Genomic DNA, 11,347 nt, shown 5'->3' with positions numbered 1-11,347 from the left:
GGTACGGAACAGGAATCCGGCGAACTCCACGTGGCCGGAGGGCTGTTGCTACGCTGACCCGCGCGTGCACGGCACCAGATCAAGATGGTCCAGCGGGGGAGCCATGAGGCAGAAGATCGTGCGGCTGACGCTGGTCGGCGGGGTGGTCTTTCTCGCCCTGCTCCTGCTGCTGGCCACCTGCGGCGGCGACCCCGAGGGGAAGAAGAAGGACGACGGCGCGGCCACCGCCACGGCGAAGCCGGTGCTGCCGAGCGCGGGTCCGGTGACCCGGCTGACCGTTCCGCCCCAGTACACGACGGACCGGGGCTGGGAGATCATCGGCTCCTCCCCCGATGTCGCCGTCTCCCACTCCACGGGGCTGCTGGCCTATCTGGAGCGGTCCGAGGGGAACCGCTACCGGTTGCGCACGGTCGACACGGCCACCGGCGAGCTGGGCTGGCGCGGCCGGGCCTGGCGGCCGCCGGACCCGCTGCACTACCCGAAGCTCGCCACGGTGGCCAAGGGCGACCGGCAGTACTTCGTGACCTGGTCCTACGGGAAGGTCGGCGACGGCCTTTCGCCGGAGGACACCGTCCTCGCCCTGGATCTGTACGACGTGACGAACGGGAACCGGCAGCGCGTCGAGGTGCCGTGGTCCGGGGCCCCGAAGGTGACCACGACCGGGCCGGGCATCGTGATCAGCGACGCGAAGGCGAACAGCACCCTGGTGGACCCGGTCACCGGTGAGGTGTCCGAGCTGGGCGCGGAGAAGCTCGGGTATCCCAAGGGCTGCCCGGCCTGCAAGCAGCTCACCGAGGTGCACGGCCGGACCGCCGACGGCCTGCTGGTGGGCGGGGCGCGGGAGTTCTGGGTGCGTGGCGGCTGGTTCAGCCGGAACGTCGCGCCCAAGGGGACCGAGAAGGACAGCGGGGTGGTGACGTCGATGACCCCGGACCACGTACTGGCGAAGTGGCAGCCCGCCAAGAAGACCAAGCGGGCGGCGACCCATGAGCTGTGGGCGGTGCACGACGCGGCGACCGGGGAGGTGCTCACCTCGGTGGAGTGCCACAAGCCGGCCATAAAGCCGGGGCGCTACCCGCAGGCGGTCCTCTCCCCCTCGGGCGACTACCTGATCGCCGGGAACCTCGCCTTCGACCTGGCGGCGAAGCAGGGCCGCTGCTTCGAGGACGAGGGCGGCACCGCGCATCTGACGCTGGCCACGGTGACGGACGACGGCATCGCGTACGGGGCCGAGAACGCGCGCGACGCCTCGGAGGCGCTGTCCGGCGGCGGGCTCCCGGTCGCGATGGACTTCGCGACCTGGAGCACCGAGCGGCTGTCGCGCAACGCCCGGCTGCCGGGGACGGAGACGACGGGGGTCGGGGTGTTCCGCTGGACCGACCGGCAGGACCGTACGCATCTGATCGGCTACCCGCGCACGGGCTGACCCCCCGCCGGCCGGCCCGTCCCCGGCCGGCTCCTCAAGGGCTCAGAGGCCGCCGGCCTCGCGTCCCGCGCGCTGCCAGGGGCGGCACAGGAGCAGGAAGCAGCCCACCGCCGCCACCGCGCAGCTCACCTGGACGACGGCCATCGGGACGGCCGTGTCCTCCCCCGCGATGCCGACCAGCGGGGAGGCGACGGCCCCGATGAGGAACGAGGACGTGCCGAGCAGCGCGGAGGCGGAGCCCGCCGCGTGCTTGGTCCGCATGAGGGCCTGGGCGTTGGTGTTCGGCATCGCGAGGCCCATCGCCGACATCAGCACGAACAGCCCGGCCGCTACGGGGACGAGCCCGACCTCGCCGAAGACGCCGGTCGTCATGAGGAGCAGCGCGACGGCGGCCAGCACGATCACGGCGAGGCCGAGGCCGAGCACCTTGTCGAGGCGGAACCGGCCCACGAGGAGCTTGCCGTTGATCTGCCCGACGACGATCAGGCCGATGGAGTTGAGCCCGAAGAGCAGGCTGAAGGTCTGCGGCGATGCACCGTAGATCTCCTGGACGACGAACGGGGAGGCGGAGATGTACGCGAACAGGACGGCGAAGGCGAGCCCGCCCGCGACCATGTAGCCGGTGAAGACCCGGTCGGCGAGCAGCCCGCGCATGGTGCGCAGGGCGTCGGTGACCCCGCCGGTGTGACGGGCCGCGGGCGGCAGCGTCTCGTGCAGCCACCTCCACACCACGAGGGTGAGCACGATGCCGACGGCGGTCAGCACGACGAAGATGCCCCGCCAGTCGGTGACCCGCAGGACCTGCCCGCCGATCAGCGGCGCGACGATCGGGGCGGCCCCGGAGATCAGCATCAGGGTGGAGAAGAAGCGGGCCATCTCCACGCCGTCGTAGAGGTCGCGCACCACGGCCCGCGCGATGACGATCCCGGCCGCGCCCGCGAGCCCCTGGAGGAGGCGGAAGCCGATGAGGAGTCCGGCGGTGGGGGCCAGGGCGCAGATCGCGGTGGCGAGGACGTAGACGACCATGCCGAGGAGCAGCGGCGTGCGGCGGCCCCAGCGGTCGCTCATCGGTCCGACGACGAGCTGGCCGAGCGCCATTCCGGCCAGGCACGCGGTCAGCGTGAGCTGGATGGTGGCGGCGGGGGCGCTCAGGGAGTCGGTGACGGCGGGGAGGGCCGGGAGGTACATGTCCATCGACAGCGGCGGCAGGGCGGTGAGCCCGCCGAGGACCAGGGTGACCAGGAGTCCGGTGCGCCGGGCGGCCTTCGCCGCCGGGGCCGGAAGGCCGGGGACTCCGGGGCCGGTCCCGGAGGAGGGTATGTGCTCTTGCTGGGCCCGGCCGCCGCCGCTCTCCGGCATTCTCATCTCCACATCGTTGAATCCGCATCTATGCTCTCAGCTCGACCGGAGTGGTCGATACCTTTTTCGGGTGGGCTGGGGTGGCGGGCATGAGTGACAGGGTGCGCTGGGGTGTTCTGGCGACGGGCGGCATAGCCGCGACCTTCACGGCGGACGTACAGGGACTGCCGGACGCCGAGGTGGTGGCCGTCGCCTCGCGGACGGAGGCCTCGGCGCGGGCCTTCGCCGACCGGCACGGGATCGCCCGGGCCTACGGGAGCTGGGCGGAGCTGGTCGCCGACGACACGGTGGACGTGGTCTACGTGGCCACCCCGCACTCGGCGCACCACGCGGCGGCCTCGCTCGCGCTGAAGGCCGGGAAGCACGTGCTGTGCGAGAAGGCGTTCACGCTCAACAGCCGGGAGGCGAAGGAGCTGGTCGCGCTCGCCCGGGAACGCGGTCTGTTCCTGATGGAGGCCATGTGGACCTACCTCAACCCGGTGGTGCGCCGGCTGACCGAGCTGGTCCGGGACGGGGCGATCGGCGAGATCCGTACCGTCCAGGCGGACTTCGGCTTCGCGGGCGACTTCGCCCCGGGCCACCGGCTGCGCGACCCGGCCCTCGGCGGCGGGGCCCTGCTGGACCTCGGGGTCTACCCGGTCTCCTTCGCCCACCTGCTGCTGGGCGAGCCGGACCGGATCCAGGCCGACGCGCTGCTCTCCCCCGAGGGCGTGGACCTGAACACGGGCATGCTGCTCGGCTGGGACTCCGGTGCGACCGCGCTGCTGTCCTGCTCGATCGTCGGCCACCATCCGACGGCGGCCACCGTGATCGGCACGGCGGGCCGGATAGACCTCCCGCGCGACTTCTTCCACCCGGACCACTTCGTGCTGCGGCGGGCGGGCGCGGAGCCGGAGACGATCACGTCGGGGCCGGGACCGCAGGGGCTCTCCGGCATGCAGTACGAGGCGGTGGAGGTGGCACGCGCGGTGCGGGCGGGCGAGCCGGAGTCGCCGCTCGTGCCGTTGGAGGGTTCGCTGGCGGTGATGCGGACGCTCGACGCGGTCCGGGACCGCATCGGCGTCCGCTACCCGGCGGATCTCTGAGCCCTGTTACGCGGGTGTGAGCCCCGGGTTCCCGGCCTCCGTGACGAACGAGGCCGCGGTGGTGACGGGCGCGCCGGGGGTCGTGACGGCCGCGACCGTACGGAAGTCGGCGCGGGCCTCCTCCGTGCCGAGGGTGACGAGCGCGTAGCCGCGCCGCCCGTTGTAGTGCTTGAGGTGCGGGTTGGCGCGGGTCTGGTTCTCCCAGTTGGCGGGCCGGTCCGCGCCGTCCTTGCCGCTGGCGATGGAGGTGGTGACGATCTCCGTGCCGACGGTGCGCGACGCGGGGTCGTCGAAGTCCTTCTTCAGGTCGAAGGCGTAGGAGACGTGGACGTCGCCGGTGAGGACCATCAGGTTGTCCACCCCGGCGGCCTCGGCCCCGGCCAGCACCCGCTGCCGGGAGGCGGGGTAGCCGTCCCAGGAGTCCATGGAGAGCTTGTAGGCGTCGGCGGGCACATTGCGCCGCCGGGCGAAGGTGACCTGCTGCGGGACGACGTTCCAGGTGGCGTTCGAGGCCCGCCAGCCGTTGATCAGCCAGCGTTCCTGGGTGGCCCCGGTCATGGTGCGGGCGGGGTCCTCGGACTCGGGGCCGGGGGTGCGCCAGCCGTCGCCGTACGCCTGGTCGCTGCGGTACTGGCGGGTGTCGAGGATGTCGAACTGGGCGAGCCGGCCGAAGCGGAGGCGGCGGTAGAGGGTCATGTCGGGTCCGGTGGGGCGCTGGGAAGTGCGCAGCGGCTGGTTCTCCCAGTACGCGCGGTACGCGGCGGCCCGGCGGAGCAGGAACTCCTCGGGGGTGACGTCGTTCTCGGGGATCTCGCCGGCGTAGTTGTTCTCGGTCTCGTGGTCGTCCCAGGTGACGACGAAGGGGTGGGCGGCGTGGGCGGCGCGCAGGTCCGGGTCGGACTTGTAGAGGGCGTAGCGCAGCCGGTAGTCCTCCAGCGTCGTCGTCTCGCGGTTGAAGAGGTCCGGGAGGCGGCGGTCGGTGTAGTCGCGGGCCCCGCCGGTGGCGTTGACGGCGTACTCGTAGAGGTAGTCGCCGAGGTGGAAGACGACGTCGACGTCCTCGGCCGCGAGGTGGCGGTGGGCGGTGAAGTACCCGTCGTGGTACGCCTGGCAGGAGACGGCGGCCAGGGTGAGGGAGCTGTTGCGGGCGCCGGGGGCGGGGGCGGTGCGGGTGCGGCCGACCGGGCTGGTCCAGCTGCCGGTGCGGAAGCGGTAGTGGTAGAGGCGGCCGGAGTCGAGCCCCTGGACCTCGGCGCGGACGCTGTGGGCGAACTCGGGGTGGGCGGTGACCGATCCGCGCCGCTCGATACGGCGGAAGCGCTCGTCGCGGGCGATCTCCCAGCGCACCTCGATGCGGCCGGGCGGCAGTCCGCCGCCCGGTTCGAAGGGGCGGGGCGCGAGCTTGGTCCAGATCAGGACGGACGTGGGGTGCGGATCGCCGGAGGCGACGCCCAGGGTGAAGGGGTCCTCGGTGATCCGGCGGGCGTCGGCCTCGGCGGCGCTCGCCGTGCCGGCGGCGGGCAGGTTGACCGCGAAGGCGAGCGCGGCGGCGGCTCCGGTGGAGGTCAGGAAGCGCCGGCGGCCCACTCCCGGTTCCCGTACGCGGGCGGCGGTGCTGAGTTCGATGGCTCGGGTGCTCTGATCGGGCGTCATGATGGTCTGTGCGGCGGTCATATGCCCTCCTCGGCCCGGATGCTGTCGGGATTCATGGCAGCGAGAGGGGACGACGCACCGTTGTCGCGTGCACAACATCCGCATGGCGGGTCGATGAGCACCGCGTGCCCTGTGCACGGATCTGTCCCGTACGCTGCCGGGCCATGAACACAGAGCAGACGGAGCAGACAGAGCAGACCGAACGGGTGGCGCGCGGCGGGGACGGAGGGCGGCCGGGGCGGAAGGTCGCCGTCCTCACGGGGGCGGGGTCGGGGATCGGACGGGCCGTCGCGCTCGCCCTCGCGAGCGCGGGCTGGTCGCTCGCGCTCGCGGGCCGGCGGGCCGAGCCGCTGGCGGAGACGGCGGCCGCCGCCGGGGACGCCGAGGCGCTGTGCGTCACGACGGACGTCACGGACGCCGAAGAGGTGGCCGCGCTCTTCACCGCCGTACGGGAGCGGTTCGGCCGGCTGGACCTGCTGTTCAACAACGCGGGCACGTTCGGCCCCGGCGGCGTACCGCTGGAGGACCTGGCCGCCGCGGACTGGCGGGCGGTCGTCGACGTGAACCTGACGGGCTCGTTCCTGTGCGCGCAGGCGGCGTACCGGCAGATGAAGGAGCAGGATCCGCAGGGCGGCCGCATCATCAACAACGGCTCGATCTCCGCCCACGCGCCGCGCCCGCACTCGATCGCGTACACCGCGACCAAGCACGCGATCACCGGACTGACGAAGTCGCTGTCGCTGGACGGCCGCCCCTACCGGATCGCCTGCGGCCAGATCGACATCGGCAACGCGGCGACGGAGATGACCGAGCGGATGCGGACCGGGATCCTCCAGGCCAACGGGGAGCTGGCGGTGGAGCCGGTGATGGCGGCGGCGGACGTGGCACGGACGGTGCTGCACATGGCGGAGCTGCCGCTGGAGGCGAACGTCCAGTTCGCGACGGTCATGGCGACGAACATGCCGTACGTCGGACGGGGCTGAGGCGGGGAGCCAGGGGACGGCCGGGGGGCACGAGGAGTCATGGGGGATTACACCTTCGGCAGCTCCACCGTCGGGGCGGGCAGGACTGCCCGGGGGGGCAACCCGTCCTCTCCCACGGGGGAATGACAGAGGCGGCGGCCCGGTTGTCTGCTGCATGACACCTGATCACCGGACCGAGGTCCTGCGCTACACCGCCTTCTCCGCCGATCCCGCGGGCGGGAACCCCGCCGGGGTCGTCCTGGACGCGACCGGGCTCGACGAGGAGCGGATGCTCACGATCGCGGCGGAGCTGGGCTACAGCGAGTCGGCGTTCCTGACGGAGCGGACCGGCGAAGGCGCGTACACCATCCGGTACTTCAGCCCGAAGGCCGAGGTGCCGTTCTGCGGCCACGCCACGGTCGCCACGGCCCTGGCACTGGCCGAACGGGACGGACCGGGCGCGCTGGAGTTCGCGACGCCCGCGGGTCCGGTCCCGGTCTCCGTCGTCCGGGAGGGCGACGAGCTCCGAGCCACCCTGACCAGCGTGGCGCCGCACGTCGAGGAGGTCGCGGAGGCCGACCTGGCGGAGGCGCTGGCGGCCCTGGACTGGCCGGCCGCCGACCTCGATCCGGCCCTGCCGCCCCGGATCGGCTACGCCGGGGCCCGGCACCTGGTGCTGGCCGCCGCCACCCGGGAACGGCTGGCGGACCTGGACTACGACTTCGCGCGGCTGGAGGCGCTGATGCGCCGGCTCGACCTGACCACCCTGCAACTGGTGTGGCGCGAGGGGCCCGAGGTCTTCCACGTCCGGGATCCGTTCCCGGTGGGCGGGGTCGTCGAGGACCCGGCGACGGGCGCGGCGGCGGCGGCCTTCGGCGCGTACGCACGGGAGCTCGGACTCGTACCGGAGGCGGCCGTGCTGACCCTGCACCAGGGGGCGGACATGGGCCGCCCGGGCACCCTCACCGTCGAACTGCGCGCGGGCGACGCCCGGATCCGGGTCAGCGGAACGGGCACCCGGATCGGCTGACACCGGTCGGCCCCAGCGGGCCGTGTTCGTGGCCGGGGGCCTCCGGCGTACGGGGCTTCCGGCGTAGGGGCCGTGGCCTCCGGTGTACGGGGCCGGGGCCTCCGGCGTACGGCCGGGGATTCCGGCGTACGGGGCCGGGGCCTCCGGCGTACGGGCCCGGTCCGGGCCGGAAGCCGGGCTCAGCCGGTGGCGTTCCTGGCCGGGGAGACATGGGCGTACCAGCGCTCCGTCTCCTCCGGGCCGAGGGCGCGCTCCAGCAGGACGTCACCGCGCATGCCGGGGAAGAAGCGGCCCGCGGGCCAGGTCCGCCGGTAGGACGGCTCGTCCAGGACCAGCAGCCGGACGCCGTCGACGACGGGTATGTCGGCGGGGGCGCCCTCGTTCCAGATCAGTCCGCCGTCCGGGGCCACCAGGTCGAAGGAGCCCACCGTGTCCACCTGGCCGGGGGTCTCCCGGCAGACGGCCGCCTCCTGCGACGACGGCGCGCGGCCCTCCACATGGCCGCCGCCGATGAGCGCGTCGGCGAGCAGGGTGTGCAGCTGGAAGTTGTCCCCGATGCCGGAGATCCGCAGGAGGTAGCCGCTGCCGCTCGACCGGTGGAGGGCGACGAGCGGTTCGTCGTCCAGCACCAGGAGGGCGTGGGCGAGGGACTTCAGCTCCAGGCCGGAGGCCCGCTCCACCGCACCGAGCAGCCGCAGCGCGTCGCCCCGGGAGCCGGCCTCGCGCCGTACGCCGGGGTGGTTCAGCATGGCGACGGCGGCCATCTCCCACTGGGGAAGCGTCCCCCAGCCGACGGCCGCCTCGAAGCCCGCCCGCTCCACGAGCTCCGGGCCCGGTTCGCCGCCGTCCGGGGCGGGGAACGCGCCGCCCCCGGTCGCGGTCCAGGCGTCGGCGAACGCCACGGCCTGTTCCAGGGCCCACCGCAGCCCGGCGAGCACCGCCGGGGCGCAGCGCTCGGCGTCCGCGCCACGCTCGACGCAGGCCCCCACGAGCACGGCGACGACGGCACGCGGGGCGGGCGGCACCTGCTCCAGCACGGCCGCGAGCCGCGGCCCGCCGTCCAGCAGCTCCGGCTCCCGGGCCTGCCCGAAGGTCTCCTGCAACCGGACGAACGCCTTGCCGGACCGCTTGGCGTCGTGCGCCGACACCGCCGCCTCGAAGTCGGCGACGGCCCCCCCGAACCCGGTTCTACCGAATATCATTCCACCACTTTATCGACGGCCCGTTCGATGCCACGAAGCCGGTCCCGCCCGGCAGAAACCCGGCCTTCTCCACGGGCTCCCGTGCCCCTCACCGTACGAACGCGCCCGCCCGCGCGGCGGCGACGGCTGCGGCCGCCGACCGGTCGGCGGCCTCCTCGTCCAGCGGGGCGCCACTGGCGAGCAGCCGGTAGTACAGCGGCGCCGACACCGCCGCGATCACCTCGCCCGGGTCCGTCCCCACGGGCAGTTCACCGCGCTCGACCGCCGCTTCGACGCAGCCGGACCACTCCCCGATCCGCACCGCGTAGAAGCGGTGGAGGGCCTCGGCGGTCCGTGGATCGCAGGCGGCGGCCGCGATGACGGCCACGAAGAGGAGGCCCTGGCGGGGATCGGTCAGCGTGCGGACCACGAGGCGGGCGTTGGCCCGGAGATCCTCGGCCAGGGATCCGGTGTCGGTACGCGGCAGGGACTGCTCCGCCATGTCCGTGAGCAGATCGGCGACCAGCCCGGCCGGGGTGGACCAGCGACGGTAGACGGTCGTCTTGCCGACCTCCGCCCGCCGGGCGACGTCGGCCAGGTCGAGCCCGTCGAAACCGTGCTCGACCAGCGCGTCACCGGCCGCCCGCAGCACCGCCTCCCGCACCCGGGCGGTGCGGCCGCCGGGGCGCACGGTGCCGGGCTCCACACCCCCGGCCCCCATGCCTTCGACCCGCGCACCTCCCGCCCCGACGCTCCCGGCCCCGACGTTCCCGGGCTCCTCGCGATCAGTACCTTCCCGAGCCATAACGGGCCTCCAGTTCCATTAACAACACTCCCCCTGCTACGGTGACGCCACCCTAACGGAACCACGGGACCGTTAAGGGCTTCCCGTCTCCAGGAAGGCGCCCTGCCATGCCCACATCCAGTACCGCGTCCTCGTCCTCCGCATCCTCCGCATCCTCCGGCATCGACCACGCGGCGGGCCCCACGGCCGACCCGCCCGCCTCCTCCCCGCGCATGTCCGGCCGCCAGAAACTCGTCCTGGCCCTGCTGCTCGGCTCCCAGTTCATGATCGCGGTGGACTTCTCGATCCTGAACGTGGCGCTGCCCGTCGTCGGGGAGGGGCTCGGCTTCTCCCTCGCCGGTCTCCAGTGGATCGCCACCTCCTTCGCGCTCGCCGCCGCCGGGTTCACCCTGCTCTTCGGCCGGGTCGCCGACCTCGTGGGCCGCAAGAACCTGTTCGTCGGCGGCATGGCCGTCCTCGGCCTCTCCTCCGTACTCGGCGGCCTCGCCACCTCGCCCGAGGTGCTGCTCTCCGCTCGCGTGCTCCAGGGCCTGGCCACCGCGGCCGTCACCCCGGCCGGACTCGCGCTGCTGACCACCGCGTTCAGGGAAGGGCCGCTGCGCGAACGGGCGCTGGGGCTCAACGGGGCCCTGATGTCGGCCGGCTTCACCGCCGGGGCGATTCTCGGCGGGCTGCTGACGGACCTGCTCTCCTGGCGCTGGGCCTTCTTCATCAACGTCCCCGTGGCCGCCCTCGTCGTGATCCTGGCCCCGACCGTGATCACCGACTCCAGGCCGGAGGAACGCCCGAGACTCGACGTGCCCGGAGCCGTCGCCGTCACCGGCGGGCTGCTGCTGCTCGTCCTGGGGCTCACCCGGGCCGGCGAGACCGGCTGGACCAGGCCGGCCACGCTGGCCGCGCTGGCCGCCGGAGCCGTCCTCCTCGTCGCGTTCGTCCGCATCGAGCAGCGAGCAGCGGCCCCGCTCGTCCCGATCCGCGTCCTGAAGCGGCGCAGCGTCGTCTGGGGCAACACCGCCGGGCTGATCGCCTTCGCCACCGAGACCTCGCTGGTGTTCCTGCTGACCCTCTACCTCCAGGAGGTCCTGGGCTACTCCGCACTCGCCACCGGCCTCGCGTTCGGCGTGCTCGGCGCGGGCACGGTCCTCGGCGGGGTGCTCGGCGGACGGGCGGTGGGCCGCTTCGGCAACCGCCGCGCCATCGTCCTCGGCGGCACCGTCCAGGCCGCCGCCACCCTCTCCCTCGTGGCGCTCGGCACGTCCGGTGCCTGGGTCTGGCTCCTGCTGACGGCCACCTTCGTCGGCGGCGTCGGCAACATGCTGATGATCGTCGGCTTCATGGTCACGGCGACCTCGGGCCTGCCGGACGAGGAGCAGGGGCGGGCCACCGGGTTGGCGACGATGACGCAGCAGGTGGGCATCGCCCTGGGCATTCCGGTGATGAGCGCGGTCGTCACCGCCCGGACGGGGGCCGCGAACGGGCCCGACGCGGTACTGTCCGGCGTCTCCACCGCGATCCTGGTCAACTCCGCCCTGGTCCTGGCAGGCGCCGTGCTGGCCGGCTACTTCCTGGCGGGCGGGGCCCGGACGCCGAAGGACGGGTGACGACGTGGGCCCTGCGCGACCTCGGCGTCCCGCGCCTCCAGCTCTCCATCGAGCCGTGGAACACCGCCTCCGCCCGGATCGCCGAGGACGTCGGGTTCCGGCGGGAGGGACTCCTGCGCGGCCGGCAGCAGGTGGGCGACGAGCCGCGGGACATGGCCGTGTACGCGCTGCTGAACAGCGACGGACCGGTGAATGGCCGGGCGGTAACCGCACGCTGAACACCGAGGCGTTACGATCGCGGGCAC

10 protein-coding genes are annotated in these 11,347 nt (G+C 73.5%); 6 read left to right on the top strand and 4 right to left on the bottom strand.

The genetic code is table 11. The features are described from left to right. Window positions 1-103: 103 nt before the first annotated feature. Window positions 104-1,426 carry a hypothetical protein gene (locus IE145_RS26395; protein WP_189527949.1) on the top strand — a complete coding sequence of 441 codons (1,323 nt, stop codon included), beginning with the start codon at window positions 104-106 and terminating at the stop codon, window positions 1,424-1,426. A gap of 42 nt (window positions 1,427-1,468) precedes the next feature. On the opposite strand, the gene IE145_RS26390 is transcribed toward IE145_RS26395, so the two are convergent. Beyond that, window positions 1,469-2,785, bottom strand: coding sequence for a multidrug effflux MFS transporter (locus tag IE145_RS26390; RefSeq protein WP_189527989.1), 1,317 nt, complete (start codon window positions 2,783-2,785; stop codon window positions 1,469-1,471). Between the two features lie 89 nt (window positions 2,786-2,874). Between IE145_RS26390 and IE145_RS26385 the strand changes: the two genes are divergently transcribed. After that, window positions 2,875-3,870 carry a Gfo/Idh/MocA family protein gene (locus IE145_RS26385; protein WP_189527948.1) on the top strand — a complete coding sequence of 332 codons (996 nt, stop codon included), beginning with the start codon at window positions 2,875-2,877 and terminating at the stop codon, window positions 3,868-3,870. Window positions 3,871-3,876: 6 nt separating this feature from the next. On the opposite strand, the gene IE145_RS26380 is transcribed toward IE145_RS26385, so the two are convergent. Then, entirely contained in the window at window positions 3,877-5,544 is a 1,668-nt protein-coding gene (locus IE145_RS26380) for an alkaline phosphatase D family protein (protein WP_189527947.1), read from the bottom strand. Window positions 5,545-5,687: 143 nt separating this feature from the next. Here IE145_RS26380 and IE145_RS26375 point away from each other — a divergent pair, with 143 nt between their 5' ends. Beyond that, entirely contained in the window at window positions 5,688-6,506 is an 819-nt protein-coding gene (locus IE145_RS26375) for an SDR family oxidoreductase (protein ID WP_229825817.1), read from the top strand. Window positions 6,507-6,660: 154 nt separating this feature from the next. After that, window positions 6,661-7,515 carry a PhzF family phenazine biosynthesis protein gene (locus tag IE145_RS26370; protein ID WP_189527946.1) on the top strand — a complete coding sequence of 285 codons (855 nt, stop codon included), beginning with the start codon at window positions 6,661-6,663 and terminating at the stop codon, window positions 7,513-7,515. 179 nt (window positions 7,516-7,694) lie between these two features. Here IE145_RS26370 and IE145_RS26365 read toward each other — a convergent pair whose 3' ends face one another. Together IE145_RS26365 and IE145_RS26360 are read right to left on the bottom strand one after the other, a co-directional pair. Then, window positions 7,695-8,717, bottom strand: coding sequence for a hypothetical protein (locus IE145_RS26365; protein ID WP_189527945.1), 1,023 nt, complete (start codon window positions 8,715-8,717; stop codon window positions 7,695-7,697). An 88-nt stretch (window positions 8,718-8,805) separates the two neighbouring features. After that, on the bottom strand, window positions 8,806-9,417 hold the full coding sequence (locus IE145_RS26360; RefSeq protein ID WP_189527944.1) for a TetR/AcrR family transcriptional regulator: 612 nt from the start codon (window positions 9,415-9,417) through the stop codon (window positions 8,806-8,808). A gap of 296 nt (window positions 9,418-9,713) precedes the next feature. Between IE145_RS26360 and IE145_RS26355 the strand changes: the two genes are divergently transcribed. Then, complete coding sequence (locus IE145_RS26355) at window positions 9,714-11,102, top strand: MFS transporter (protein WP_189527987.1); 1,389 nt, start codon at window positions 9,714-9,716, stop codon at window positions 11,100-11,102. Then, the gene (locus tag IE145_RS26350; protein WP_229825816.1) at window positions 11,099-11,320 is read left to right on the top strand and encodes a GNAT family N-acetyltransferase; all 222 of its coding nucleotides are present in this window, start codon (window positions 11,099-11,101) and stop codon (window positions 11,318-11,320) included. Before IE145_RS26355 ends, IE145_RS26350 begins: the two co-directional genes overlap by 4 nt. The last annotated feature ends 27 nt before the right edge of the window (window positions 11,321-11,347 follow it).

Source organism: Streptomyces sindenensis (assembly GCF_014649035.1).
GTDB lineage: Bacteria > Actinomycetota > Actinomycetes > Streptomycetales > Streptomycetaceae > Streptomyces > Streptomyces sindenensis.
The sequence above is the reverse complement of the archived record's forward strand: the minus strand, read 5'-3'. Positions and strand labels throughout refer to the sequence as shown.